This is a genomic window from Microbacterium sp. Y547 (assembly GCF_057669785.1).
The window spans coordinates 62,849-88,861 of the sequence record NZ_JBYHFN010000006.1 but is presented as its reverse complement, the minus strand read 5'-3'; the positions used below and the strand labels follow the sequence as shown (position 1 = coordinate 88,861).

Here is a 26,013-nt window from a genome sequence, read left to right as displayed (position 1 = left end):
TGCTCGCACGGAGACGTCGCATAGTCCGGCCTAGTGCACCACCCTGCTAAGGTGGAGTCCCCTTATGGGGACCGAGGGTTCAAATCCCTCCGTCTCCGCCACATTTCCTGGTGCGGTTCCCTTGTAAACACTGGGATCGCGGCACATCTCGGATGCCGGTTTTCCGGACTTGCGTAAGACTTGCGTAAAGTCTGCGGGAGTTCGTCTCTGCGGCGTGCGTAAAGCGTGCGTAAACCAACGGATAGTCCAGCCAGCGACGGCCTCGGCAGACCGCTTCTGGGTTTGTGCTCGGGGGCCTGCCGTCATCGACTGACTGTAGTCGCCGAGGTGTTGAAGACGTGCAGATTGACTCTCCTCTTACGGGAGGCTGCAAGCTGGATTCATGTTGAAGATCGGCGAGTTCGCAGGGTTGACGGGGCTGAGCGTGAAGGTGAATCAGACCGGCGCCACACTTGCACGCTGACCCAACAACAGGAGCGGGCGAGAGTCACTGTACTCCCGCCCGCTCCGCATGTCAGCGGCGACGTCGCTGTCGCCGAAGCGAATGAGCGGCGCGCGCGGGTGTTCGTCGCCTCGTCGCGAGTTCCGCAACTGTCGCTGTATGGCCGCTGCATCAGCGTGGAGGCGGCGCTCCCTGGAGCGACGCCTGGGTCTGCCCCGAGTCTTGTTGACAGTCGAGGGTTGGGGTGATCAGGCCGCTTCTGCGTCCTGATAGATCATCTCAAACTCGATGGGGGTGAGTCTGCCGAGGCCGCGCTGACGGCGTCGGCGGTTGTACTTCGTCTCGATCCAGACGACCATCGCGAGGCGGAGTTCCTCGCGACTATCCCAACGCCGGGTGTTCAACACGTTCTTCTGGAGCAGGCTGAAAAAGCTCTCCATGGCCACTGCCACGACATCGTCGCGGAACTCTTTCGGGTAGGGCTTTGCCACAGGAACATCCTTCCAGCGAGGACGAATCCTCACAGTTCAGATGACCTGCCCCACGGAAAGGGTTCCAGGTTCGGTGGCTAACTGGCGGCCTGATTCGGAAGGCTCATCCTCATGCCACGTCCCTCTCCGCCGGAGTTGCGTGCTCGCGCTGTCGCGCTCGTGCGTGCCGGTAAGCAGGCCAAGCAGACCGCCGTCGAACTCGGTATCCACCCCTGTCACGCTCTCGAACTGGATCCGCCAGGACGATATAGACAACGGCCGTCCAGGCCGTATGGGAGTTCCGTGATGATCTCGAGTGCGTGGTTCAGAACCACGCCTGCGCGCGAGGGTTGAGGGCGCGTCGTCGTTCCAGGTTTCGCCCAGGTGACCGAGATCGGGCGTTACGTCGTCAGCTGCGAGACGTGAGAAAGATTTGTGAAAACTTGAGCGACTCCGAGCTGTTCTTGATCACCTCAAGTTCCCCTCGAACCCGCGTGATTCCGCGGCAATCTACCTGAACCACCGCCCATCACCCTTCGATCGGTGGAGTTCAAATCCCTCCGTCTCCGCCATAAAAGCCCAGGTCAGTCGGGAATTCGCCATTTGTCGGGCCCCGCTGCTGAGGGCACATTCCGGAGCTGGACGGACCCCAAGTGTCCCCCGATTTCCGTGGAGGTCGGCGCGGACTGTTCTGCGCCGGTGAGGCGAGCTGCGCGGGTTCTATTTCGATCTGGCAGCGCACGCCCCTGGGCCGATTGTGCAGACACAGGACGATGTGGTGCGCACTGCTCGACGGCGATCCGACCGAGTTCTCGGACCGCTACGCCGTCTGGCGGGACAGGTTCAACGCTCGCGGCGATGGTCACGCGGCCGAGCGCCTGGTGGCCCGCATCCTGGATCAGGGGTGTGTCGAGCCCTGAGGTGGGCCGGTCGCCCCCGGGCGATCGCGGAGCTGAGCTTCAGGGTTTTCATCGATGCGCGTCGGGTTGCGCGACCGGCAGGCTCGGGGCCGTGTCCGTCATTTTTCGGACCCAGCGAAACCTGCAGGAGGACTCACGATGACACCTCTCACGCCCGGGCGGGGCCGGGGAGCGCTCGCCGTGGCCGCGCTGATCGTGACGCTCGCGCTGAGCGCGACCGCACCCGTTTCGGCGCTCGAGACCAGCGATGACGGTGCCGGACAGGTCACCTTCACCATCCCGGCTGTCGTGGCCGCTGCCGAGACGTGGATCGATGTCGAATCTCCACGGGCGGATGCCTCGAACACGACCGTCGCGATCGACGGTGTCATCCAAGCCGTGCGCACGACGCCGTTCGGAGTGACCGCCCAGCTGGCATCCGATGGCAGCGCGCGGCACGCATCGATCGTGATGTCGGTCGCCGCGGACCCCGACATAGCGATCACCGTGCTCGCGGCCGATCGATCGATCTTGCACGAAGACCACGTTCGCGTCAGTCTGACGCCCACGCCCACGCCCACGCCGACCGAACCGAATCCTGAACCGACGGCGACTCAGATCGCGGCACCAGCGCCTGTCGCGGCGGGCAGCTCGGGTGCTGCGTCGAACCCCTCAGGAGCTTTGGGTAACACCGGTGCTGAGATGCCGCTTGTCGGGATGCTCACCGTGGCCGCTCTGCTCACACTCGCCGGTCTTTGGGCGTTCACCCGACGGAGGAGAGCATGACCACGCGCAACCATCGCACCGCCGTGATGCGAGCCGTCGCCGTCGCCGCGACTGCAGCAGTCACCATCGGCCTGGTCGGATTGGCCGCGACGCCCGCCACTGCAGCACCGGCCGGCCTGCCGGCGGACGGCATCGCCACCGCGTACGCCGTCATGTCCGGGTTCCCGCTGCGAGAGGTCGGTGAGAGCCCCACCCCCGTGCACGAAACGCCCACCGCCATCGCGCTCGGCCAGGACGGTCACTCCGCCCTGGTGCGCTTGTCGGTGTACGACGTCGATGTCGCGACCGAACTTTTCGCGGCGGGCAGCCCTGCCCTGGCCGTGCCGGTCGGTGCATCGGCATCCACTGCCGTCCTGCTTCCTGTGCGCGCGGGCGCCATCGAGCTGTCGGCGTCCGTTCCCACCGACGTCCGCGTCGAGATCCTTGCCGTCTTCTCGGGGGCCGCCGATGCGGCAGGATCCACTATTGCCCTCGACACGGCGGTGACTCGTCCCGCAGCCGGGACGATCTCGGTCCCCGCCGCCGCGCCCGTCGTCGTCGGTCTGACCGGAGTCGGCGGCGTGCCGGTGATCGATGTCCGTGCCGTGCATCTCAGTCTCACCATCGAGGCGGTGAGCTCGACGATCGTGACCGTCGACGGTCAGCCCCTGGCTGCCGGTCAGGGCCGCACGGTGATCTCGACGATCGTGACGCCCGACCTGGAGGGCAATGTGCAGGTCGGCAGCGATGCGGATGTCGACGTGCGCGTCGATATCCGCGGTTACGTCGCCGAGGCCCCGGCATATGCCGAGTCATCCAACGGTCCCGGCGCGTACTGGCCGCTCGTGCACGGCGATGCCGATACGTACGACATCACCGACGCCGCATCCGTCCCGTACCAACCCGGCGAGATCGCCGGCGCCGACCACGTCATTGCGCTCGTGACCGCCGACGGCGGCGATCACCTCACGACCCTCGAGGTCGGTGCGAGCTACCGGGGGCGCGCACGCGGCGCCGCCGTCGACCCGGTCCTCGGCGCCCAGCCACAGCTGGCTGTGCTGTCCACGGATGATCCGCGCCTGACTCTGCGTCGCGGTGCGGTGCAGGCGGATATCCTCGCGCTCGGTGTCATGGGCTCGGCCGAACCCTCCGCACCGACGAGGTCCACCGCGATTGCGGTGCGCACACCGGCCGAGGTCCCGCAGCAGCTGGAAGGTTACACGCTCGACTTCCGCGGGGTGGCCGACACCGGCGGTGTCGCCCCGCTGCGCATCGAGGTGCGCCGTGATGGCGAGCCGCACGGCGTTGCGACTCTGCACCCGGATGACCGTGGAGTGACCTGGAGCTTCCGCAGCACCTTCCCGACAGACGGCGATTTCGAGTACGAGTTCACCCTCGTCAGTCGTGACGGAACGCGCACCACCACGACCTGGCGGAACTCGATCGTCCTTCCGGGCCCCGACGAGTTCATCATCTTGCACGCCGACACCGTTTTGCTCGGTCATCCGGGGCACGACGCTTCGATTCTCCAGACCACCGCCGACTCGGTCAGCTTCGGTGCTGATCCGGATATCGAGCCCGGCGACATCATCATCGCCGGTGTCGGCGTTGGCTCGCCTGTGGGGTTCCTGCGTCGCGTTGTCGCGCTCGACGTCGGCGGCGGGGTGTGGACAGCGACGACCGTAGCCGCTTCGTTCACCGACGCGTTCGTCTACGTCGACTATGCGCGCACCCAACCACTGATCAACATCGATGGCGGCCCGGACGTCGAGGTCGCTCCCGCGGTACCGGAAGGGGGCGCGGCTTTCGATCTCACCTGGCGGGAGGTTCCGGTCAGAGAGCTCGACCTGGCTGCGTTCCCCGATGAAGCCCAACTGACCGAGCTCGATGACACGTACCCCTATGTCGCGGGTGACGAGAGCACGGACGCTGCAGGAACGCTCTCCTCCAACGCCGCCCTGTCGGGACTGGCGCGTGGAGGGGGGCGAGGCGGCGGGATGGTTTCGCAGACCCGCTCGCCCAGCGTCGTTCCGATGCGGATGCCTGTTCCTCCCCATCCCTCTCCCGAAACGCCGACGGGGGGAAGCCCGCGACCGCCGGCCGGGCAGAACGTATCTCTGGAAGGCGCTCCCGAGAAGGGTCACATCTTCGAGCACACGCTCACCAGCAAAGGGGAGGAGAGTGGGCTGTGGTACGACATCACACTCAAGGGTGCTCTCGCGTTCGCCATCACCCTGAACTTCGAGTTGTCGATCGACATCGTCTGGCGTGACGACGGCTCATGGGTGCCGCCCTATCCCGAGCCGACGATCAAGAAGTTCGGTCTCGCGCGCAGCACGTCCCTCAAGGCGACCCTCAATGGCAACGTGGATTTCGGCGGCAAGTACGTCAAGAAGTTCGCGGGCCCGACCGTGGCGCTGAAGTTCAATCCGGTGACGTTCTGGATCGGCCCGGTGCCGGTTGTGATCACGTCACAGTTCGATCTGAAGTGGCAGGCGCAGTTCTCGGCGCAGGCGACATTCAAGGCGAGTGTCAGCAGCGCAGCGGAGAACACGACGAAGTGGGGCTTCCTGTATTCCGACGGCGCCTGGCAGAAGGTCGACGAAGTCAAAGCGAGTTATAAGGAACCGACCTTCGGGAAGGGGTCGGGTCTGTCCGGCGAGGTCAAGGTGCACGCCGGGGCCGAAACCACCGTCAGTGCGTCGATCTACGACCTCGCGGGGCCCTCCGTGGGCGGGAGTCTGGCACTGGGGATCGCATTGAAGGCTGACTTCACGAACGGGGCCAAGCAGATCGCGCTGCTGCGGCTGTACTTCACCGGCAACTTCTTCGTGAAACTGAAAGCAAAGCTTCCGATCATCGATTGGGAACTCGGCGAGTTCACGCTTGTCGATGTGCCGTTCACCTGGCAGCTGAAGGCGTGGGAGGTGCCGTACGAGACGGTGTTCGACACGAAGCCCGGGACGACGCCGCCAGACCCAGACCCCGATCCGAATCCCGGCGGTGTGATGAGGGCCTTGGACTGGGTGAACGCGATCAACCGATCCACCGATCGTGTACCGGTCGAGATCGTCGGCGCCGAGTGGGTGAGCGGACCGCCCGCGGCCGCGGCGGTGGGCATCGACAGGCTTTACGAGCCGGATCGCCCGATGCCGGTGCTCTCCACCGGCGCGGCCGATGTCACCACGACCAGCAGCGTGCGGTACGGCGCTGCCGCGACCGGACGGGGGACAGCGCACGATGCCACCACCATACGCATCGACTACAGCGCCCCGACGGATAGTTGCCTGAATCTGCACTACTACGTCAGCAGCCGTGAATATCCGGGCACATACGACGAAGACGGACAGCAGGTAACCTCGCGACCAGGTGATGTCGTCGTGGTCGAACTCGACGAGTCGACCTGGCGTGCGGATGGTGCGACGGTGACAGCGCCAAACAGCCTGATCAGATTCTACGAGTACCTGGACTGGAGCCCGGAGACCGGGCAGGTCGAAGAGTACCGCGATGACGTCGTACGTTCGACGGACGGCGGCAGGGCCAGCGAGGGTGAAGCTCAGCGCCCTCAGTTCGTGGACACGTCAGCGCCTCTTCCCGCGGGACAGCACTCGCTCTACATCAGCATCGCCGATCTCGGAGACGATGACGCCGATACCGTCATGGGTATCGGGTCCATCGGGTTTCTTGAGGCCGGCCCGGATTGTCAGATGCACACCGCTGGCGCCCGCTGACGCCCTGATCGACCTCGAGCCCGCTACGGTGAGAAGGCGGCGGGCTCGACGTCGAAGCGCGCCAGGGCGCAAGGAGAGCCATGCTCGCGGACGGGTTCGTCGGTCGCGGCGCTCAGTTGCACGCGATCGGAGCTGCGGCCGCGCGTGCGAGGGCAGGCGAGCGAATGCTGGTGTGGATAGACGGCGAGCCCGGCGTCGGCAAGACGGCGTTGCTTGATGCCTCGCTTGACGCCGAGCGCGCTTCCCACCCCGGCCTGCGGATCCTGCACGCGGCGGGTTCACTCGAAGAGCAGGTGATCGAGCATGGGGTCATCCAGCAACTGCTCGGCGAAGCATCCGCTGATCTTGTCGCGCAACCATTCGGGACGGGCGAACCGCTTGCCGCAGCCGGAAGGCAGCTGCTGGCGGCCCTCGAAGCCGAGGCGTCGACGATCCTGGTCATCGACGATGCACATTGGGCCGATCGTGCGTCGCTGGCGGCGCTCGCGTTCGCCCTGCGCCGCACCGCCGGACCCGGGCTGCTGGTGGTGGTTGTGCACCGACGCGGAGAGCGTCCCGACGTGTTGGAGCGGGCCGGCCAAGGATGGATCCAGACACGGCTCTCGCTGTTGCCTTTCGACCCGGTGGAGGTGCGGGCTCTGGCCGCTGCGGCCGGCGTCGTGTTGACGCCCGACGCCGCGCGCCGACTGCACCTGCACACCGATGGGCACCCGCAACTGACTGTCGCGGTGCTCTCAGAGACTCCGGTCGAGGAGTTGCGTCGGCCCGACGGCCCCCTTCCCGCGCCGGCGACGATCGCAGAGTTCACGACGCGGGCGTATTCGCGGTGCGACCTTGCCGCACGGCGAATGGTGGCGGCATCCGCCGTGTTCGGCCGTCCCGCGACGCTGCCGACGCTGGCGGCCATCGCCGGCACGGCCAACGCTGCCTGCGCGATCGACCGCGCGGTGGAGGCGGGGTTGCTCGTGCTGGCCGATGACCACGGGCGGGTGGTCATCCAAACGCCGCACGCGCTGACGCGTTCGGCGATCATCGAGCTGTTGAGCCTGAGCGAGCGGCGCGGGTTGCACGCACGGGCCGCTGAGGTCGCCGATGATCCCGTGCGGGCGTTGCTGCATCGTCTGCGCGCTGCTGATTCGTTCGATGCTTCGTTGGCGGCCGAAGCTGTCGAGATCGCCGAGGCATGCGCGATCCGGGGGGCGCTGACCGCCTCCGCATCGATTCTGATCTGTAGTGCGGAGTTGTTGCCTACACGTGCTGCGCGTACCGCGGCCCGGGTGCTGGCGACGGACCGCTTACTGCGCGCGGGGCACACCGACCGTGCCTCAGAGCTGTTGGCGCGGGTGGTGGAATCCCGCAGTGGTGAGCCGTCGGCGCGTGAGCTGCTCGTAGAGGGTCACCTTGCGTTGCAGAGGCGCTCGCCCTCGCGGGGTGAGGAAGCGATCAGGCAATCATGGGAGCGCAGTGCCGAACCGGAGATCTCGGTGCGCGCAGCGGAGTTACTGGCGTTCCTCGCGCTCGACAGCGGGGACGGTGAACGGACGCATGTGTGGGCGGAGCGCGCGCTCGCGGCGGCCTCCGAGGGCGGTGTGATCGAGGGCGCTGCGCCGATCTTCGTGGCCGGCTGGGCGCTGCGGGGCACGCTGTCGCCGGCCCGAGACGCCCTTGAGGCGATCGCCGCCGGATTCGCGGATTCCCCGAGCGCGCCGAGTATCGCCCTCGGCCGTGCGCTGGTGGAGCTGTGGGACGGCAACCTCGCCGGGGCCGTTGCGATGACCGAATCGCTGGACATCGACAGCGCGGCCCATCCGGCGATCGTGCGCGCAATCGTGCGCCTCACCCATGCGGACGTGAGCTTCCGCAATGGACAATGGGACACCGCGCTCGAGCATGCGCGGTCATCAGTCGCCTACGCGACGGCGGGATGGGACGGTCGTACCGCGCCTATGGCTTTGACCGTGGCCGCCTTCGTGCACGCCGCGCGCGGCGAGGATGCCGAGGCATCCGACTGCTGCGCTCAGGCCGAGCAGTTCATGAATGGTCGGGGCTACGCAACCGGACGGATGTGGGTGGCCATTGCCCGCGCCCATCTGGGCGCCGCACGCGGGGACGCCGATACGGTGGTGGCTGCCCTCGCACCGGTACGACGGGCGGTGCAGTCGATGCGGCTGATCGAGGGCTATCAGCCCTGGCGAGGGTACCTCGCGGAAGCGCTCATCACCCGCGGACGCATCGAGGATGCCGCGCGCGTGCTGGATGAAGCAACGCCGGCAGCCGGCGGAGACGCACTCGCTCCGCTGCTGAGCGCGCGTGCGCAGTTGGCCGCAGCCCTCGGTCATATCGAAGAGGCGGCTGCGCTGTTCGGGCGAGCAGCCGACTGTCCCGCGGGGCCGTTTGTGCGAGCACGAACCGTGTTGGCCTACGGAGCGTTCGAGCGGCGACGCGGACATCGCAAGAGAGCGGCCGAACTGCTCGGGTCTGCTGCGGCGTCCTTCGGGGTCTTGGGCGCGATCCCGTGGGAGCGTCGTGCCCATGAGGAGCTCGGTCGGTGTGCGTTGCGACGAAACCCCGCGGATGCGCCGCTGCTCACACCCGCCCAAGCCGGGGTTGCGCGCCTGGTTGCCGCGGGCCGCACCAATCGAGAGATCGCACAAGAGCTCTCCGTCAGTGTCAAGACCGTCGAGAGCCACCTTCGCAATATCTTCGCCCGCCTGGGGGTGCGAAGCAGAGTCGAGCTGGCCGCCACGAGTTCGCTGGCCGGTTGAGGGGGTCCATGCGGCCGTGTCGACTAGGGCAGCGGCGTGTTTCGGGTGCCGATTCGTGAGGTGTCGACAGTGTCTTGTTGAGTCCAGTCACCGGCTCGTTCTCGTCCGACGCGCGAAATGACGGCGAGGCGTCCCCAATCACACGGACCCGTCCCGCACCGGGCCACTCCTCCCGGACATCGCCCACCATAGGATCCGTGGCGGTCCTCGTTCCGGTCATCACGCGAGATGCCCGGACGACCCTTCCACAATGACTTCACGAGCTCCCCGCGTTACTGATCCCGGACGAGCCCACGAGCCCACGAGCCCCGGCGTGCGGTGACGCTACAAAGCGGAACCATTGCGAGGCGACTGGGCAGTCTGCGCCGGGAGGTGGGAATGGGTCCGCCGCTTGGGTCCCGATTGCGTCCCGTTGGACGATTTGGAACACCGCTGAACCGCACCGAACGCGACTGCGAACCGCGCCCAATCAACGCGAATCACCATGAGCGAATGCTCGACGTTTGCCTCCCGACCGGGTTCAAATCCCTCCGTCTCCGCCACAAAGAGCCCGGCTCAGGCGGTATCGGCCCGCACGTGGCGCGCGTCCTCCACGTGAGGGGATTCCGGTGGCGCAGGTCGTCGACGTCGTGACGCGTGGCGGCGCGCCGTCGAAGCGTTCCACCGGGCACAGCCCTCGAACGCGTGTGTCTGCCGGGTGATGTGCCAGAAGCGGTGGGGTGATATTCAGAGGCACGGCAGAGCAAGAGCGGCACGAGCTGGCAACGCTCCGATGGCGCCGGCTTCTGGTGGATCCGCCGTCTTCACCCGGGGGCTCACCCGCGAGATGTCCCGATTTCACCCTGCTGCGACGCTCCGCACGGTCGGTATGGTGTGGCCATGACGATGAACGCGCAATCCGTGACGCTCGATGGCACTTTCAATTTTCGTGACACGGGTGGGATGCCTCTCATCGGTGGGGGCGTTTCGGCACCGGACGTGTTCTTCCGCTCGGATGCACTGAGCGACCTCACTCCCGAGGGTCTGTCGGCGCTGGCGGCGAGCCCTATCGGCGTGGTCGTGGACCTGCGCACCGACACCGAACGGCAGATGGCGCCGGATCGCTTGCCCACCGAACGCCCTTTCGATCTGATCGAGCTGCCGCTACTGCAGGGTGCGGTGACCGGCGTGGCCAAGCAGGCGGGCGCAGCCCTGCAAGCGGGCACTGACCGATCGAAGGTCGCAGCCGCGATGCAGCAGGCGCTCGCAGAGATTCCCCCGCTGGGTGACATGTATGTGGACATGCTGTCCTCGGGCGCGAGTACGTTCGCGGAACTCGCCCGCCTCGTCGCTGCGGCAACAACTGAGCCGCCGACGGCCGTCGTGGTGCACTGCACCGCGGGAAAGGATCGCACGGGAGTGAGCACTGCGCTCGTTCTGGATGCGGCAGGTGTCGAACGGGACGCGATCATCGCCGACTACGCCAGCTCACAGGAGCACCTTGCCGGCCCGTGGCGGGATCGGATGTTCGGCATGGTGGCGCAGATGGGAGTGCCGCTCGATGACAAGGTTCGGGATCTGATTGCGGGCACCCCTCCGGCGGCACTCGAGCAGGCGCTCGCCTGGATCGATGAGCACGGGGGCACCGTCGCGTACCTACGCTCGGGCGGCCTCACGGACGCGGAGCTCCACGCCCTCCGCGCCCGCCTGACCGGTTGACCTCGAACGAGATCACGCTCGGATCCGAGGCCAGCGAGACCTGCCTGGCCCGGGGGCCGCGCGGCAGATCACTCGGAGCTTTTAGCCGGTGCCGTCGTCTCATCCTCGTCGTGGGTGCCGTGTAGAGCCTTCTCGGCCTGAGTGCGGCGGTCCCATCCGGGACGCCGGAGGGCATAGAAGATCAGCGGAGGTGCCCCCAGCACGACGATCACCGCGCCCACGATCCAGGGATACACGGCGGGCGAGAACGTCGTGAAGCCATCGGGCGGGATGAATGCGAGGACGAATGCGGCGAGGCATCCGATGAAGCCGACACCGGCCACGAAGTTCATCGCCGGCACGCGATAGGTGCGTTTCACGTCAGGCTCCTTGCGGCGCAGCACGATCGCCGCGGCGAACATGAGCATGTACATGATGAGGTAGATCGCCGCGGCCATGTCGACCAAGGCGACGAAAGCAGAACTCACGTTCGGCACCACGATGAAGAACGCAGCCAGGAGCGTCACGATCGTCCCCTGGAGCATGAGGATGCCGGACTGCACGCCGGCCTTGTTGCGCTTCTGCAGGGCGGGAGGAAGCAGCCCTGTTTCCGCGGCGGCGAGCAGGCCCTTCGACGGACCGGCGATCCAGGTGATGACCGATGCGAGCGCGCCGGCGGCGATCAAGGCGGAGACCACTGCCGTCCCCCAGCCCATGTCCCACTTGTCGAAGTAGGCCTGGAAGGCGAGCATGATGCCGTTGGTGAGTCCGAGTTCCTTCTCTGGCACGGCGATCGAGATCGCGAGGGTGGGGAGGATGAACACCAGCAGGATCAGGATCGAGGCCAGCAGCACCGACCGCGGGTATCCCTTGCCGGGATCCTTCATCTGGTTCACGTGGACGGCATTCACCTCCATGCCCGCATACGCGAGCACGTTCGAGACGATCAGCACGATCGAGGCGATGCCGGTGAACGGCGGAATGATCGCCGCCGCGTCAAGCGGCACCTCACTCTTCTGCCCGGTGCCCAGCCAGATGAAGCCGAAGATGATGAGCAGCACGGCGGGCAATAGCGTGCCGAGGATGCCGCCCCACGAGCCGAGCTTGGCGAAGAGGTTGCCGCCGCGCAGCGTCACGAGGGTCGAGCCCCAGTAGAGCACCAGGATCACGACCGCTGTGAACAGCCCCGAGTTCGACAGCGACGGATCGACGAAGACGAACGCGAGCGCGGCTGCGATGAATGCGAGCTGCGTGGGATACCAGACGACGTTCTGGATCCACTGGAGCCAGACAGCGGTGAAGCCCCATCGGTTGCCGAAGGCCTCGCGCACCCACACGTACACGCCGCCCTTCCACCCCGTCGCCAGTTCTGCGGCGACGAGGGCCGTGGGGATGAGGAAGAGGATGGCGGGGATGATGTAGAGGGTGATGCTGCCGAGCCCGTACACCGCCATCGCGGGAAGGGAACGCAGGCTCGCCACCACGACGAGGGTCAGCAGCGCCAGCTGACCGACCCCGAGGTAGTTGACGACCGTATGGCGAGATGCGAGGGGATGGTTCGACGCGGCCTGCGCGGCAGCGTCCGGCGCCTGCTTGGATGTGTTGGACATGGCGCTGCCTCAGTGGTGGAAGCTCGGATGCTGACCCTCGACGGGCATGGGCGACTCGAGGGCGTCGAGGTACGCGGTCTCGGTCTGGATGCTCTCGAGCAGTTCGGCGGCGATATCCATGCTCAATCCGTTCCGCACGACGATTCTCTGCACCGTCAGGCTGCTCAGATCGTCGGGCATCGGATACGCCGGCACGAGCCAGCCCTTCATTCGAAGCCTGTCCTGAAGGTGGTACAGGTTCCAGTTCTTCGTGTGCCCCTCCTTGAGGTACCACGCGAAGACCGGGATGTCGCTTCCGTCGTTCCACAGTTCGAACGCACCGATCTTCGCGATGCCATGGGCGAGGTACTGGGCGACGTCTTGCGACTCCTGCTGCACGGCGCGATAACCCTCGAACCCCAGCCGCAGGAACATGTAGTACTGCAAGAGCACCTGTGCGCCGGGACGGGAGAAGTTCAGCGCGAAGGTGGGCATCTCGCCACCGAGGTAGCTGACCTCGAAGATGAGATCCTCGGGCAGCCACTGAGTGTGCCGCCAGACCACCCAGCCCAGTCCCGGGTAGACGAGCCCGTACTTGTGGCCGGAGGTGCTGATGGAGTGCACGCGCTCCACGCGGAAGTCCCAGGGCAGATCGGGCTGCAGGAACGGCGCGATCATCGCTCCCGACGCTCCGTCCACGTGGATCGCGATGTCGAGCCCCGTTGAGGCCTGGATCGCATCCAGCGCCTTGGCGATCTCTGCCACCGGCTCGTACATGCCGGTGTAGGTGACACCCATGATCGCGACAACGCCGATCGTGTTCTCGTCGACGTACTTCTCGAGGTCGTACCCGTCGAGGGTCTTGTGCTCCATGCTGATGGGCACGAAGCGGGGTTCCACATCGAAGTAGTTGCAGAACTTCTCCCAGCACACCTGCACGGCAGATGACATCACGAGGTTCGGCTTGGAGGTGTCCTTCCCTGCGACGCGACGGGAATGCTGCCAGCGCCGCTTGAGCGCGAGACCGCCGAGCATGCATGCTTCGGACGAACCGATCGTCGACGTGCCGATGCTCTGCGACGCATCCGGTGCGTTCCACAGGTTCGCCAGCATGTGCCAGCAGTTGTCTTCGATCGCCGCGGTCTGCGGGTACTCGTCCTTGTCGATCATGTTCTTGTCGAAGGATGCCTCGTACACCTGCTTCGCGTCATCATCCATCCACGTGCCGACGAAGGTGGCGAGATTGAGTCGGGAGTTGCCGTCGAGCATCGTCTCGTCATCGATGATCTGTCTGGCGGTGTCCGGCAAGGACTCCTGCGGTGGAATGACGTGACGCGCCGCGACGGTCGCTTCCCCCGGACGGGTGAACAACGGTGCCGCACCACTGCCGGCCTGAGATGCACTCATGGGAATTCTCCTGCCTCGCTCTCAAGCGGCCACGAGCGTGGTCGCCGCGGGTGCGACGGCGTCTGCCGCCTGCACCCGTGGTGAGGGTATGCCCGGGTTCCCCGCGCGGCCAGGGACGTAGGTCCCGGGCCCGGTCCCGAACACGCGGGCGGTGTTTCGTCATGGGCCTTTAGGCCATGCCGTTCAGATGTCCGCGCGCGTAGGGTTTCCCCACCGCACCCCGCGGACCACTCGATTCGGAGGACCACGACATGTGCACAGGGGCGAATTACACCACCCGCGACCATTACTTCGGCCGCAATCTCGATCTCGAGTTCTCATACAACGAAACGGTCACTGTGACGCCTCGGAACTTTCCGTTCGAGTTCCGCAAGGCGGGCCCGCTCCCGACCCATCACGCGATCATCGGGATAGCAACCATCTCCGACGGGTATCCGCTCTACTACGACGCGACGAATGAGAAGGGCCTCAGCATGGCTGGGCTCAACTTCCCGGAGAACGCCGACTACAAGCCTGAGGCGCCCGACAAGACGAACATCACGCCGTTCGAGTTCATCCCGTGGATCCTCGGCCAGTTCGAGACCGTGGCCGAGGTGAGGACCGCGCTGCAGACGCTGAACCTCGTCAACATCTCGTTCAGCGAGGCCTTCCCCCTCTCTCCGCTGCACTGGATCATCTCGGATCGCAACGAGTCGCTCACCGTGGAGTGCGTGAAGGAAGGGCTGAAGGTCTATGACAACCCCACGGGTGTCCTCACGAACAACCCCACCTTCGACATCCAGTCCTTCAACCTCAACAACTTCATGCACCTGTCGAAGAACCCGCCTGAGAAGAACTTCTCGGACGCGCTGGAGTTCGATGTCTATAGCCGGGGAATGGGCGCGATCGGCCTGCCCGGTGATCTGTCGTCGGCGTCACGCTTCGTCAAGGCGGTCTTCACGAAGATGAACTCCACCTCTGGGGACTCCGAGTCCGAGTCGATCAGTCAGTTCTTCCACATCCTCGGATCGGTCGCGCAACAGCGAGGATGCGTAGAGGTCAGCCCGGGCAAATTCGAGATCACCATCTACTCGTCGTGCTGCAACACCGACAAGGGGATCTATTACTACACGACCTACGAGAACAGCCAGGTCACCGGGGTGGACATGCACAAGGAAGACCTCGACGGCCAGACGCTGGTCGATTACCCCCTGATCAAGGGGCAGCAGATTCAGATGCAGAACTGAGCGCGCCTCCGTCGGGCCATCGCTTCGGCCCGGCGGAGGACGGGCTCGGTCACGAGTCGCGGTTCCAGCGCAGAATGGCGTGCGGAACGTGCCACCGGAAGTGCAGCGACGCGAGCCTGAACACGAACACCAGGATGCCGGCGAGCACCTGCACCACCGGGCTGTGCCAGCCCGCCAGCCACGCGGCCGTGACCAACCCGGCGCCCACCATCGCGGGGACCGCGTAGATGTCGTCGGGGTTGAACAGCTCGGGGTCGCGGTTCGCGACGACGTCGCGCAGAAGACCGCCACCCACGCCGGTCGTCACACCCAAGAGCGCCGCGGCGACCGGATTCATCCCCAGCTCGAGAGCCTTCGCTGCCCCCGCCGTGCAGAACAGGCCGAGCCCTGCCGCGTCGAAGACGAGCAGAGTGCGCGGAAACCGCTCGACGGCGGCGTAGAGGAAGAAGACCAGGACCGCCGCCGCGACAGGCGCGAGGAAATAGATCGGTTGCGAGAATGCCGTCGGTGTGACTCCCAGCACCAGGTCGCGCACGACTCCGCCGCCCACCCCCGTCAGGGCGCCCAGCAGCACCGACCCCACGATGTCGAATCCACGGTGAGCGGCGACAAGAGAGCCTGAGATCGCGAAGAAGAACGTGCCGAGGAAGTCAAGCCACATGTCGAAGGGCTTCCCGTGAACGCGAGGACCCCCGCTGATCCGCCGTTGGCCGGGGGATCAGCGGGGTGTGGGCGTCGGTGTCAGGAGGCGAGAGCGTCGACGATCTTCTCGTCACCCTCGTTCACAGCCTTCACGACGGCGTCGTAGTCGCCCTTGTCGATGGCCTTGTTCAGCTTCTTCGCCGCCTTGTCGACGGCCTTGTCGACTCGGTCGAGGTAACGGTCGTCGACGATCGCGACGATCGCGGAAGAGCCGTTCGGCAGCCAATCCTGCGCGTCGACGCCGATTTCCTTCTCCTCGTGGCGCTTCATGATGGCTCCGACGCCCGCACCGATCGCGGCGCCGACGACACCCGTCAAGAGCAGAGGAGGTGCGAACAGGCCGACCACGAGGCCGGCGACAGCGCCGATCGCGCTTCCCTCTCCGATCAGGCGGCCGCTGTGCTCCTTGACCTCGACCTTTCCGTCATCGCCACGAGAGAGGACGACCGCAGCGTTCACGCTCAGGTCATCCATCGATTTGATCGCGGCGAAGTCCTCTTTTGCTGCCGTCTCGTCGTCATAGGTGGCGACGAGGAGCGAATAATTCCGATCGGTCATGGGTCTGTCCTCCGTTGTCTGCGAGGTGCCAGCCTGACGTCGCATCGGGCATCCCGAAAGAGTCGATGGTCCCATCACGCCGTCAAGAGGTCGTACCCGTCACAGCAAAGTGGGGTCGAAATCCCGTGTGGCGAGGGCATACGCGGCCGCAACGACTTCGATGGCGCGCCTGAGTTCGCGGTTCTCCGCTTGCAGGTACCGGATCCGGGCGGCATCCTCCGGCCTCTTCGACGGCCGCTCGACGGGCGCCTCGGCCTGCCTGCACCAGGTGCGCAGTGTGTTGGCGTTGATCCCCAACTGCTGCCCGACGATGGCCGCCGCTCTCGTCCAGGACAGCTCTGGATCGTCTCTTCTCGCCTGGGCAGCAAGCTGCACGGCATGGTCTCGAAGCTCGCGGGGGTATCTGCGTGGTGAGGGCACGATCAGCCTCGTCTCGGGAGTCAGGGCTCTGAGAACCGAGGGATTCGATGGGCGCACACGAGCTCACGGAAGCCGACAGGTCGGCCGTCGCTCTCATCGAATGCCCTTCGGGTAGGGCGTCCGGTTTGATCAAGACGGTACATCACGTTTCTCGGCGCAGTCCAGGCTTTCGGCCCCGAGACTTCGGATGGCACGGGCGGCGTCGGGGGCCCTATACATTCGCTGCCACTGCGTGCTTAGCTGTGTGCGTATAGGGGATGGGCATGACCGAAAAGTCGCCAGAATCTGCTGTGACGCCGGAGGCCCTCGACGAGGGCGACGTCAAAGTCTTTCTCGTGAACCGGCGAGACATCGTGCGGCGCGGTCTCCATGCGGTCATCGAGGAGTCCGACGACTTGGTGATCGTCGGCGAGGCCGCCGGCCCCGAGCCCGACATCACCGCCGTCACCACCGCCCGCTCCGATGTCGTGATCGTCGACGCGGCGTCATCCGCCGACGCCGTGGCGTTGGTGCAGACCCTGCACGACGAACACGGCGACGTGCCGACCCTGGTCCTGGACCACGCAGACGGGGACCGCGTGAGGCAGGCCGCGCTGGCCGCCGGTGCCGACGGATACCTGCCCGACGACGCAAGAGAGACAGACGTCCGTGACGCGGTCCGCCGCACCGCCCACCGAGGAGCAACGGAGGCACCTTCGACGGACGGGGCCTCGGCCGATGGTCGCCCCGCCGAACTGCTGCCGGACCTCACCTATCGAGAACGACAGATTCTGCGTCTGATCGCGCGGGGGATGACGAATCGTCAGATCGGCGACCGTCTCGGGTTGGCGGAGAAGACCGTGAAGAATTACATCTCCACCCTGCTCTCGAAGCTGCATGTCGAACGCCGCACCCAGGCGGCGATCTACCAGATCACTCACGAGGACCCCCCTGCATCTCCCCCCTCCACGGGGCATCGCGACCGCTGAAGGTCGGCGCTGGCGGAGAGGACCAATGGCTCTACGCGTCCAGCGCATTGCGGGCGAGTGTGTCGCCTACGCACAAGCGCAGCAGTGAGGGAGCATCATGACGCAGTCGAGCCCCATTGGCGTGACGCCCCGGTCGCCACGAGACATCAGCCCCAGCGATCTGGCGCTGCCGCCGACGCAGCCCATAGACATCTCTGCACTCATCGCCGCCGAGTCGGCGGCCACGCTCCTGCACGATTCCGCGGGCTGCTGACGGGGCCGCCCCTCAGTGGGCGGCCGCCGCCCTGCAAGGGGGGACCAACGGCCCTGCCGTCATCGCCCCACGTCCTGGAATCTGGCCGAACGCTGCTCGCGCTGCCGCTCCAGAAGCGTCGGGGTCGGTCAGCCCAACGAAGGCGAAAGGAAGAGACGATGGCTCGCAATCTTGCACGATTCGACCCGTTCTTGGGACTCGACGCGCTTCGACGGGAGGTCATGGGCGAAGGCCTGCTCAGTACCACTCGGGCGAAGATGCCGACCACCGACATCTACACCAAAGGAGACGAGGCTCTGATCGTCGAGGCGCACCTGCCGAACTTCGACGAGAAGGAGGTATCGGTGACCGTCGACCGCGGCGCGCTGGTGATCCAGGCGGAGCGACGCGAGAAGGAAGAGGACAAGGGCAAGAACTACGTCATCCGCGAGAGCAGCACGAACTTCTACCGGAGCATCGGACTGCCCGACCAAGCCGACGAAGATCGCATCTCCGCGGACTTCAAGAAGGGCGTACTGAAGGTGACGGTGCCCCTGCGCGGCGGCGGCTCTCCGCGCAACATCACCATCGGCTCGACGAACGGTCAGTCCGCCGGCGGCGCGGACTCCGAGAAGTCCCCGACCGCGAGCGACAACACCGGAGCTGCGGAGGGTCAGAAGGGTTGAGAAGCCCGCGAGTGTTTCCGCCGGTCAGGCTTTCCTGACGGAGGCCTCGCGGATGTGGTCGTCGCGCCATTCGCGGCCGACCTCCTCGCCCCGCGCGATCCGGTCTTCGCGCTGACGCAGGTCGACGCGTCGGATCTTGCCGGAGATCGTCTTGGGCAGGTCGAAGAACTCGATCCGGCGGATGCGCTGATACGCCGAGAGGTTGTCCCGCGCGTAGAGCAGGATCGCGTGTGCCGTCTCGGCGGTGGGTTCTACGCCGTCCGCCAGGACGACGTAGGCCTTCGGCACCGCGAGCCGCAGGTCGTCCGGGGCGGGCACGATCGCCGCCTCGACGACGGCGGGGTGCTCGACGAGCACGCTCTCCAGCTCGAACGGGCTGATCTTGTAGTCGGAAGACTTGAAGATGTCGTCCGTTCGCCCGACGTACGTCAGATAGCCGTTCTCGTCGCGCACGGCGATGTCACCGGTATGGAAGTACCCGCCGGCGAACGCCCCGCTGTTCCGGGCGGCGTCCCCCACGTACTCCGTCATCAGGTTCGTCGGCGCCGTGCTCATATCGACACAGATCTCGCCCTCATCGGCGGGCTCGCCTGTCACGGGGTCGACCAGCACGATCGGACAGCCCGGAAGCGGTCTGCCCATCGCGCCGTCTCGGATCTGCTGGCCGGGGGAGTTGGCGATCACCGCCGTCATCTCGGTCTGACCGAACCCATCCCGGATCGTGAGCCCCCACTGCGTGCGAACCTGCGCGATCACTTCGGGATTGAGGGGTTCGCCGGCCGAGACCGTCTCGCGCAGTGCGCCCGGCCCCGCCGAGAGGTCGGCTTGGATCAGCATCCGCCACACCGTCGGCGGAGCGCAGAACGACGTGACCCTCTCAACGCGCATCGTCTCGAGCAGGCGCTCTGCGTCGAACCGCCCATAGTTGTAGACGAAGATCGTCGCCTGCGCGATCCACGGGGCGAAGAAGCAGCTCCAGGCGTGCTTGGCCCATCCGGGTGAGCTGACGGCCAGGTGCACGTCGCCCGGCCGTAACCCGAGCCAGTACATCGTCGTGAGATGACCCACCGGGTAGGAGCTGTGCGTGTGCTCCACGAGTTTCGGCCGGCTGGTCGTGCCCGACGTGAAGTAGTGCAGCAGGGGGTCGGTCGCCCGCGTGCCAGGGTGCGAGACGGGGGCAGCCGGCGCGCGGAAGGCATCTTCATAGACTGCCCACGTTGCGGGGCCCTCGCCGATCCGGATGCCGGTGACCGCGGTCGCCATGCCGTCGAACTTCGACGCGTGCTCGGTCGCGGCGATGACGTGCGTGACCGAGCCGCGCACGAGACGGTCTTCGAGGTCGCTGCCGCCGATGGCGAGTGTCGTGGGCAGGATCACGGCGCCGATTTTCATGAGTGCCAGCATCGATTCCCACAACTCGACCTGGTTGCCGAGCATCAGCAGAACCGCGTCGCTGCGGGAGACCCCGAGGCCCATCAGCCAATGCGCGAGCTGATCAGAGCGTGACGCCATCTCGTCGAAGGTGCGCGTCGTGCGTCTGCCGTCCTCCTCGACGATCACGAGCGCAGGAGCGTCGTTGCCCCGTGCGATCACGTCGAACCACTCGATCGCCCAGTTGAACTCGCCGTCGATCGTGGGCCACGAGAACTCCGAACGTGCCCGGGTGTAATCCTCGCGGAGTGCGACGAGCTGATCGCGCGCCTGCCGGAAGCGCTCGCTGTTGACGGTCGTGGCCATCGGATTCCTCCCCATCGAAGACATGCTGCGACAAGCTTCGCGATCCGTGCACCCGCGCACCATCCCCCAAAGGGGGGTGCGTGGCGGGGCGAGGATACAATCGGCGCGACACGGCAAGGAGGCGGTCGGATGCGCAGACGCGAAGATATCGACGCACTGCGACGGATGCTGCGCGGCATTCGCGTCGCCTCCCGGTTTCCGATCGTCTTCGGAGGCGTCGTGCGGGGCGGTGGGCTGCGGCTGACGGAGTTCTCCGGAACGACCACCGACAGCCTGCGTGAACTGGTCGTCGAGCCGGGCAGCGGTGCGGGCGGACGGGCGCTCGCGGGCAAGAGCATCGTCGTCGTCACCGACTACCGTCGTGCGACATCGATCAGCCACGACTATGACGAGCCTGTCCTCGCCGAAGGCATCCGGTCGGTCATGGCGGCGCCGATCGTCGTGAACGGCGCGACGAGGATGGTCGCGTACGCGGCGACGCACCACCCGGTGACGTGGGGCACTCGCGCGCGCGACGACTTCGCCGACGCGGCAGTTGAGCTCGCTCGAGAGATCGAGATCCGTGACGAAGCGGACCGCCGCGTCGCTCTGCTCGAAGCGGCCGCGAGCACGATCGCCAAGCTCGGCACGAACAGCCGCCACCAAGCCGTCATCCACGCGCGCAGGCAAGGGCTTCTCGGGGCGGTCGGGGAGCGCTGAGACACGCTGACGTGGGCAGACCTGCGCGAACGTTGACACGCTGAGAAAAGCCTGAGAGCGTTTGGCGGGCAAGGATGTGCGCCCCCACGTGCATCTGCCTCTAGCCAGGGAGTTCACCAACATGCTTAAGAAGCCACTTGCACTGACACTAGGCGTGTCTTTGCTTCTATCCATGGGCATCGCCGGCGGCGGCGCCGCGGCCCAGGAGGGCACGAGCGGCGTCGGCGCAGACGACCGCTTCGAGCCGACCGTCACCTACGACCTGTCGGTGTCAGGCGATGAGCGCGATCAGATCCACGCCGAGGTCGAGGCGCTCGCCGGTCTCGTCGAGCGTGCGCGTGTGGGCGATGGGACGTATGACCCCCTCACCCTCGTGGGCGCGATGCTGGACGGATCGAGCTACGACTCGATCTCGCGCGGGGGTACGGCTCCGACGGCCTACCCGTTCCCGGTCAGCAACACCGAGTCCAACCAGTACGAGTACGACCGGAAGGTCGCCAAGCTCGCGTGGGTGGTCAAGCTGGCCAAGGACCTCGGCTTCCCCGTGGTCGTCCAACGCCAGCCCGACAAGTACGTCTACATGGAGATCGGCGATCCGGATGCACCGGAGATGATCATGGCGCTGAGCCACCTCGACTCGCCGACCTCGTCGGTGACGGCGGCGCAGCTGGAGCGGTGGCGGGATGCCGACGGCAACCTCGGCATGGATGGCGCCTACCACTCCCCGTACATTCAGGACGGCTGGATCTACGGAGCAGGAATCCAAGACGACAGCGGCCCGACGCTGGCCACGCTGCTCGCGGCCAAGGCGCTCATGGAGGCAGGGCTTCCGATGGACCGCCGCATCCGCATCGTGATGGGCATCTACGAAGACGGCGGCCCCGGTACTCCCACGGCGGCCAACACCGCCACCTTCCAGTCCATCCCGTACAACGCCAACCCGAGCTTCTACGACAACTGGGCCTACAAGAACCTCAACCGTGAAGAGATGCCGATCGCGGCGTACACCTCTGACTCGCGCTTCCCGGTGATCGTCGGCAACTCCGGCTCGGTCACGCCGTCGGTGTCGATGGACCTCTCCGCGGACAGCACCAAGGCGTTCCGGCTGACGGACGCCACCGCGGGGGTGACCCTGCGCGCCGGCGACCCGACGCTCAAGGACATCGCCTACGGGAGCACGACGCAGATCGCGTCGCGAGCCACCTTCACCCTCGACGTGGCGGGCGCAAGCGACGCCGACCGGGACGGATTCGTCGCGGCGGTCACCGCGGCTGCGACGGCGAAGGGCTGGCTCCCGGCGGCTGCCGGCACCATCCCCAAGGTGCAGACCACGATCACGGGCGACTCGCTCACCCTCGAGGTCAACACCGACGTCGCGATGGAGATGCCGACCCCGCAGTACGGCAAGAACGCCGTCGTGTGGGGCATGTTCCTGCTCTCCGAAGGGCTCGGTTCGCGGGGCGTCACTGCGGCGGACATGCAGCTGAAGAAGGCCGCCGAGGGCATCGCCGACCTGTTCTTCCGTGACGGCGTCGAGGGCGAGGCGTACATCGGCCGGTACATGGGGATCCCCGAGGCGCTGCTGCGCAACCCGAGCAACGGCACCCCGAACCTGACGTTCGCCCTCATGGCCAACATCAACTCCGAGGTTCCGCGGAGCTTCTACACGGCCGAGACGAGCAGCCTCAGCATGCCCATGTACGTGCGCAGCATGCACGTCACGGCCGAAGACTCCACGCAGGCGATGACGGCGGTCGCGGCGGCGTTCGAGTCGAAGGGCTTCACGATCGGCGCTCTGGGAGCACCCATCGGCGCCGGGCTGTACGTCACTCACGACAACCCCCTGACGGCTCTTCAGTACGGCAGCTACAAGGCCTCCATCGATCACGACCCCGCGGCTTTCGCTGACCCGTACGCGCTCAGGGACATCGTCTATCCGCAGGGAACGACTGGTGGCACCCTCGCCAGCAACTTCCGCAACAAGATGACCGCCTTCGGAGCGGTGATCCCGGGTAACGAGCGCTGGTGGCACACGGCCAACGAGCGGATGTCGCTGGACTCGGCCGTGCAGATGACCAAGATGATGGCCGACGGCATGCTCGAAATGGCCCGGTACACCGGACCCGCTGGCGCGAAGTTCATGTGGGCGGACATCGCCGGCCTGAACGCCGATCGCTCCGACCTCGACCTGCTCGATGTCACCATCGGGACCTTCCAGGACGCATCGGCCGAGGTCGGCGCGAGCCAGCTGGGCGGCAAGGCGCTGCTCGGCGCCACCTCGTTCAACATCCCCATGTGGGAGGGACGCGGCAACAACACCCGACCGGCGGCGGCATTCGAGCTCGGACATGCGCCGGGCGGGGTCTACCTTCCGCTCGACAACCCCGAGTACCTCAGCTCGACGTACGTGGCACCGATGCGGCTCGAGTTCAAGGTGGAGCGGCCGGATCACCTGTCGGATGCCGCATGGGCGACCTTCGTGGACGGCGGGTACGGCGACTTCGGGTTCAACGTCCTCGTCGGCGACGAGGTCGTGCCGCTGGCGGTTCCCGAGGGGCAGAGCGCCGACGCGTACTTCTCGTCACGCACGTCGGCGACGAACCCCGACGTCGTCTATCTGGCGGTCAACCTCGCGATCACGGATGCGCCCTACACCGGGGTGCAGACCGTTCTGGCGGATTCGAAGACCGACCTGTACACGGTCAACCCGACGTTCCTCGAGACGAACGCCGACCCGTTCCCGGAACGCGGCGCCATCGAGCAGCGGGGCTTCTTCGTGCTCGGCGACGGAGCGAAGAACGCCGAGTTCGCATCGCCCGACGCGGTGTACGTGACCGTCGACAACGCGGTCGTCGACGCCGAGCCGACGGCGGTCGTTAAGAAGCTGACGGGCAACACGAATGAGTTGACCATCACGGTGCACGAGACGCGTGTCGACGGCAGCGAATCCTCTGTCACGGACACCTTCACGATCGACAACAACGCCGCCGGCACCTACACGGTCGGCCCGTACAAGGTGTATGTCGACACGAAGGGCAACACGCAGGTCCGCGAGATCTACCTCGTCGAGGGCGAGCTTGTCGGTATCGATGTCGACGTGACGCCGCGGACCCTCGCGGGAAAGGTCTACCTTTCGGTCGAGGCGACCAACACCGCGTCGGTACCGGCGGACATCGTGATCACCACCGCGTACGGCAGCAAGACCTTCCCCGCGGTTGCGCCCGGAAAGTCGGTCGCGGTGTCGGTCAACTCACGCCTGGCCGCCGTGCCCGCCGGTGAGGCGTCGGCGACGGCGAGCACCCTCGTCGACGGTGAGCGCATCACCGAGACGAAGGTCGCTTCGCACACGGCGTATCCGACCGAACGCTGATCCAGCAATAACGCAGGGCGGGGATGCGCTTTCCGGCATCCCCGCCCTGCGCATGCTTGCTGCTGACGAGAGGAAACCGTGTCCCTTCGCCCTCCGGTCGTCCGGGCAGTCCTCGCGGCGATCACCGCCGGCATCGTCCTCATGACCACCGCCTGCGGCGTGGCCGGCGGCGAGCCTCAAGCTAGACCCTGCGGCGGGCGATCCGACTGCTGCACGGTGACACCACGGCGGAACAGCTCGTGGACCGGATGGGCTCCCCGTCGAGGTGCTCGACCTCTTGCCTCATCATCTCTCCAGCGGCCAGAAGCAGCGCGTCGCGATCGCGCGCGCCTTCGCAGGCCGCGCGCCCATCGTCATCTGCGATGAACCGGCGTCGGCCTTGGACACCCGCGTGCAGGCGTCGGTGCTCGATCTCCTCGTCGGACTGCAGGAGCGCACGGGGGTGTCGTGCGTGTTCATCTCGCACGATCTCGCGGTGGTGCGACGCGTCGCCCACCGGGTTGCGGTGATGCAGTACGGTCGCGTTGTGGAGACCGCTTCTACGTCGGCATTCTTTCGAGTCGCGTCACACCCGTACTCGCGCGACCTCATCGCGGCGTCCCGCCGCGCGGGGGAATGAGCGCTGGCTTGTGACGTCCGCCGAGCATCTGCCGACCAGGGTCGCGGGAAGGATCCACCGTGAACCTGAACGATTCGACGCGTGCGATCGACGATCCCGACCGGGCAGTGCGGTCCGGTGCTCCGGATGTCATCGCCCGCGTGGCCATGTTCAACATCTGGCCGCTCCTGACCGCACCCACCGCGGCGCTGATCGCGGCGGTGTCCGGCCTTCCCAGCGCAACGCTGGACAACTTTCCCGCGCTGCGCGTGGTGCACCCGATGACGGCGGTGCTGGCCCGCACGACGCGTCCGTTCACGCCCGTCGTCTACCCGGACGACGCTCGCTCGATGAGCGCCGAAGAAGTCGAGATCATCCTCCTCACGCAGATGATCGCCTTCCGCGCCAGCGGGGATATCGACGCCGCCCTGCTCTTCGCGAAGCGACTCCGGGGCCGCATCCGGGACGTGCGTGTGGAGTCCCGCGACCGCCCTGACGGTCCGATCTGGTTCTTTCATCACCAGATCGGGTCGACGCCGGCGTGCTCACCCGGACAACCGCCGAATCACTAGGACGGTGCCACGGCAGCTGATCGACCGCACGCGCGAGAAGATCGACGGGGCAGTCGTGCACGAGTTCGACCTGGTCGCGGGGGCGCTGACGTATGTCGAGGTGGCGCCCCGACCTGTGCTCACTCCGGGCGAAGTGCGCGTTCTGAATGCACTGCTGCGCCACGACTCGACGGCGTCGATGGCCGCGGCGTTCCAGGTGTCCCCGAACACGGTCACGTCGCAGCTGCGCTCGCTTTACCGGAAACTGGGTTGTTCGACGAGAGGCGAAGCGTTGCGGATCGCGACGCGGATGCACCTGCTGTCCGCAGGCGGGTGATCCGAGGGTGACGCCGCGGGTGATGTGCGGGAACGGCCCCATCACCCCGTCGACCACATGCGCTATACAGGAGTCATAGCGGCGAGTCAGGGGTGGTTCGACGTTCTGGAACAGGTCGAGGGGGACCTGCACGGCAGACACGCGGAATCGAAGGATCAGATCAGTGAAAACTACTGTGGACCAC

The 26,013-nt window shown here is 66.4% G+C and carries 20 protein-coding genes, 1 tRNA gene and 2 pseudogenes; 16 read left to right on the top strand and 7 right to left on the bottom strand.

What is annotated here, in order from left to right; all coding sequences use genetic code 11:
- The first annotated feature begins 9 nt into the window (after window positions 1–9).
- Window positions 10–101 (top strand) — tRNA-Ser (locus AC25Y0_RS11220).
- A gap of 589 nt (window positions 102–690) precedes the next feature.
- Here AC25Y0_RS11220 and AC25Y0_RS11215 read toward each other — a convergent pair.
- Window positions 691–885 (bottom strand): annotated as a pseudogene (locus AC25Y0_RS11215) (IS3 family transposase); the annotation flags it as partial.
- A 159-nt stretch (window positions 886–1,044) separates the two neighbouring features.
- On the opposite strand from AC25Y0_RS11215, the pseudogene AC25Y0_RS11210 reads away from it, so the two are divergent.
- The 6 genes and pseudogenes from AC25Y0_RS11210 to AC25Y0_RS11185 all read left to right on the top strand — a co-directional run.
- Window positions 1,045–1,201: pseudogene (locus AC25Y0_RS11210) on the top strand (transposase); the annotation flags it as partial.
- Window positions 1,202–1,685: 484 nt separating this feature from the next.
- Entirely contained in the window at window positions 1,686–1,832 is a 147-nt protein-coding gene (locus AC25Y0_RS11205) for a hypothetical protein (RefSeq protein ID WP_488121834.1), read from the top strand.
- Window positions 1,833–1,970: 138 nt separating this feature from the next.
- On the top strand, window positions 1,971–2,597 hold the full coding sequence (locus tag AC25Y0_RS11200; protein ID WP_488134675.1) for a hypothetical protein: 627 nt from the start codon (window positions 1,971–1,973) through the stop codon (window positions 2,595–2,597).
- Window positions 2,594–6,307 carry a hypothetical protein gene (locus AC25Y0_RS11195; protein WP_488121836.1) on the top strand — a complete coding sequence of 1,238 codons (3,714 nt, stop codon included), beginning with the start codon at window positions 2,594–2,596 and terminating at the stop codon, window positions 6,305–6,307. Before AC25Y0_RS11200 ends, AC25Y0_RS11195 begins: the two co-directional genes overlap by 4 nt.
- Window positions 6,308–6,387: 80 nt before the next feature.
- Entirely contained in the window at window positions 6,388–9,072 is a 2,685-nt protein-coding gene (locus AC25Y0_RS11190; RefSeq protein WP_488121837.1) for a helix-turn-helix transcriptional regulator, read from the top strand.
- Between the two features lie 879 nt (window positions 9,073–9,951).
- Complete coding sequence (locus tag AC25Y0_RS11185; protein ID WP_488134674.1) at window positions 9,952–10,770, top strand: tyrosine-protein phosphatase; 819 nt, start codon at window positions 9,952–9,954, stop codon at window positions 10,768–10,770.
- A 68-nt stretch (window positions 10,771–10,838) separates the two neighbouring features.
- Here AC25Y0_RS11185 and gadC read toward each other — a convergent pair whose 3' ends face one another.
- A complete protein-coding gene (gadC, locus tag AC25Y0_RS11180) occupies window positions 10,839–12,359 on the bottom strand; it encodes a glutamate/gamma-aminobutyrate antiporter GadC (protein ID WP_488121838.1) in 1,521 nt (506 codons plus the stop codon).
- A 9-nt stretch (window positions 12,360–12,368) separates the two neighbouring features.
- Window positions 12,369–13,745 (bottom strand): glutamate decarboxylase, encoded by a 1,377-nt coding sequence (gad, locus tag AC25Y0_RS11175; protein ID WP_488121839.1) that lies wholly within the window; start codon window positions 13,743–13,745, stop codon window positions 12,369–12,371.
- A 251-nt stretch (window positions 13,746–13,996) separates the two neighbouring features.
- Here gad and bsh point away from each other — a divergent pair, with 251 nt between their 5' ends.
- Window positions 13,997–14,971: a choloylglycine hydrolase gene (gene bsh / locus AC25Y0_RS11170; RefSeq protein WP_488121840.1), complete on the top strand. Its 975-nt coding sequence runs from the start codon at window positions 13,997–13,999 to the stop codon at window positions 14,969–14,971.
- Between the two features lie 49 nt (window positions 14,972–15,020).
- Here bsh and AC25Y0_RS11165 read toward each other — a convergent pair whose 3' ends face one another.
- The 3 genes from AC25Y0_RS11165 to AC25Y0_RS11155 all read right to left on the bottom strand — a co-directional run bounded on the left by AC25Y0_RS11165 (window position 15,021) and on the right by AC25Y0_RS11155 (window position 16,651).
- Window positions 15,021–15,632 carry a trimeric intracellular cation channel family protein gene (locus AC25Y0_RS11165; RefSeq protein WP_488121841.1) on the bottom strand — a complete coding sequence of 204 codons (612 nt, stop codon included), beginning with the start codon at window positions 15,630–15,632 and terminating at the stop codon, window positions 15,021–15,023.
- 80 nt (window positions 15,633–15,712) lie between these two features.
- Window positions 15,713–16,231, bottom strand: a complete 519-nt coding sequence (locus AC25Y0_RS11160; RefSeq protein ID WP_488121842.1) for a DUF1269 domain-containing protein — start codon at window positions 16,229–16,231, stop codon at window positions 15,713–15,715.
- Between the two features lie 99 nt (window positions 16,232–16,330).
- Window positions 16,331–16,651, bottom strand: a complete 321-nt coding sequence (locus tag AC25Y0_RS11155) for a transposase (protein WP_488134673.1) — start codon at window positions 16,649–16,651, stop codon at window positions 16,331–16,333.
- A gap of 263 nt (window positions 16,652–16,914) precedes the next feature.
- Between AC25Y0_RS11155 and AC25Y0_RS11150 the strand changes: the two genes are divergently transcribed.
- The 3 genes from AC25Y0_RS11150 to AC25Y0_RS11140 all read left to right on the top strand — a co-directional run bounded on the left by AC25Y0_RS11150 (window position 16,915) and on the right by AC25Y0_RS11140 (window position 18,537).
- Entirely contained in the window at window positions 16,915–17,619 is a 705-nt protein-coding gene (locus tag AC25Y0_RS11150; protein WP_488134672.1) for a response regulator transcription factor, read from the top strand.
- A 97-nt stretch (window positions 17,620–17,716) separates the two neighbouring features.
- Window positions 17,717–17,872 (top strand): hypothetical protein, encoded by a 156-nt coding sequence (locus AC25Y0_RS11145; protein ID WP_488121845.1) that lies wholly within the window; start codon window positions 17,717–17,719, stop codon window positions 17,870–17,872.
- A 158-nt stretch (window positions 17,873–18,030) separates the two neighbouring features.
- Entirely contained in the window at window positions 18,031–18,537 is a 507-nt protein-coding gene (locus AC25Y0_RS11140; RefSeq protein ID WP_488121846.1) for an Hsp20/alpha crystallin family protein, read from the top strand.
- 24 nt (window positions 18,538–18,561) lie between these two features.
- Here the strand turns inward: AC25Y0_RS11140 and AC25Y0_RS11135 are convergent, their stop codons facing one another.
- Window positions 18,562–20,274: an AMP-binding protein gene (locus tag AC25Y0_RS11135; protein ID WP_488121847.1), complete on the bottom strand. Its 1,713-nt coding sequence runs from the start codon at window positions 20,272–20,274 to the stop codon at window positions 18,562–18,564.
- A 129-nt stretch (window positions 20,275–20,403) separates the two neighbouring features.
- Here AC25Y0_RS11135 and AC25Y0_RS11130 point away from each other — a divergent pair, with 129 nt between their 5' ends.
- The 5 genes from AC25Y0_RS11130 to AC25Y0_RS11110 all read left to right on the top strand — a co-directional run bounded on the left by AC25Y0_RS11130 (window position 20,404) and on the right by AC25Y0_RS11110 (window position 25,829).
- Complete coding sequence (locus AC25Y0_RS11130) at window positions 20,404–20,973, top strand: GAF domain-containing protein (protein ID WP_488121848.1); 570 nt, start codon at window positions 20,404–20,406, stop codon at window positions 20,971–20,973.
- Window positions 20,974–21,133: 160 nt separating this feature from the next.
- Window positions 21,134–24,343 carry a M20/M25/M40 family metallo-hydrolase gene (locus AC25Y0_RS11125; protein ID WP_488121849.1) on the top strand — a complete coding sequence of 1,070 codons (3,210 nt, stop codon included), beginning with the start codon at window positions 21,134–21,136 and terminating at the stop codon, window positions 24,341–24,343.
- A gap of 277 nt (window positions 24,344–24,620) precedes the next feature.
- Window positions 24,621–24,962, top strand: coding sequence for an ATP-binding cassette domain-containing protein (locus tag AC25Y0_RS11120; protein ID WP_488134671.1), 342 nt, complete (start codon window positions 24,621–24,623; stop codon window positions 24,960–24,962).
- Window positions 24,963–25,021: 59 nt separating this feature from the next.
- Window positions 25,022–25,513 carry a hypothetical protein gene (locus tag AC25Y0_RS11115; protein WP_488134670.1) on the top strand — a complete coding sequence of 164 codons (492 nt, stop codon included), beginning with the start codon at window positions 25,022–25,024 and terminating at the stop codon, window positions 25,511–25,513.
- Window positions 25,514–25,517: 4 nt separating this feature from the next.
- Window positions 25,518–25,829, top strand: coding sequence for a response regulator transcription factor (locus AC25Y0_RS11110; RefSeq protein WP_488134669.1), 312 nt, complete (start codon window positions 25,518–25,520; stop codon window positions 25,827–25,829).
- Window positions 25,830–26,013: the final 184 nt, after the last annotated feature.

What these genes read in the sequence shown, in the direction of transcription:
- AC25Y0_RS11205 (WP_488121834.1), top strand. Translation starts at nt 1,686, where the DNA reads ATGTGGTGCGCACTGCTCGACGGCGATCCGACCGAGTTCTCGGACCGC.
- AC25Y0_RS11200 (WP_488134675.1), top strand. Translation starts at nt 1,971, where the DNA reads ATGACACCTCTCACGCCCGGGCGGGGCCGGGGAGCGCTCGCCGTGGCC.
- AC25Y0_RS11195 (WP_488121836.1), top strand. Translation starts at nt 2,594, where the DNA reads ATGACCACGCGCAACCATCGCACCGCCGTGATGCGAGCCGTCGCCGTC.
- AC25Y0_RS11190 (WP_488121837.1), top strand. Translation starts at nt 6,388, where the DNA reads ATGCTCGCGGACGGGTTCGTCGGTCGCGGCGCTCAGTTGCACGCGATC.
- AC25Y0_RS11185 (WP_488134674.1), top strand. Translation starts at nt 9,952, where the DNA reads ATGACGATGAACGCGCAATCCGTGACGCTCGATGGCACTTTCAATTTT.
- gadC (WP_488121838.1), bottom strand. Translation starts at nt 12,359, where the DNA reads ATGTCCAACACATCCAAGCAGGCGCCGGACGCTGCCGCGCAGGCCGCG.
- gad (WP_488121839.1), bottom strand. Translation starts at nt 13,745, where the DNA reads ATGAGTGCATCTCAGGCCGGCAGTGGTGCGGCACCGTTGTTCACCCGT.
- bsh (WP_488121840.1), top strand. Translation starts at nt 13,997, where the DNA reads ATGTGCACAGGGGCGAATTACACCACCCGCGACCATTACTTCGGCCGC.
- AC25Y0_RS11165 (WP_488121841.1), bottom strand. Translation starts at nt 15,632, where the DNA reads ATGTGGCTTGACTTCCTCGGCACGTTCTTCTTCGCGATCTCAGGCTCT.
- AC25Y0_RS11160 (WP_488121842.1), bottom strand. Translation starts at nt 16,231, where the DNA reads ATGACCGATCGGAATTATTCGCTCCTCGTCGCCACCTATGACGACGAG.
- AC25Y0_RS11150 (WP_488134672.1), top strand. Translation starts at nt 16,915, where the DNA reads ATGACCGAAAAGTCGCCAGAATCTGCTGTGACGCCGGAGGCCCTCGAC.
- AC25Y0_RS11145 (WP_488121845.1), top strand. Translation starts at nt 17,717, where the DNA reads ATGACGCAGTCGAGCCCCATTGGCGTGACGCCCCGGTCGCCACGAGAC.
- AC25Y0_RS11140 (WP_488121846.1), top strand. Translation starts at nt 18,031, where the DNA reads ATGGCTCGCAATCTTGCACGATTCGACCCGTTCTTGGGACTCGACGCG.
- AC25Y0_RS11135 (WP_488121847.1), bottom strand. Translation starts at nt 20,274, where the DNA reads ATGGCCACGACCGTCAACAGCGAGCGCTTCCGGCAGGCGCGCGATCAG.
- AC25Y0_RS11130 (WP_488121848.1), top strand. Translation starts at nt 20,404, where the DNA reads ATGCGCAGACGCGAAGATATCGACGCACTGCGACGGATGCTGCGCGGC.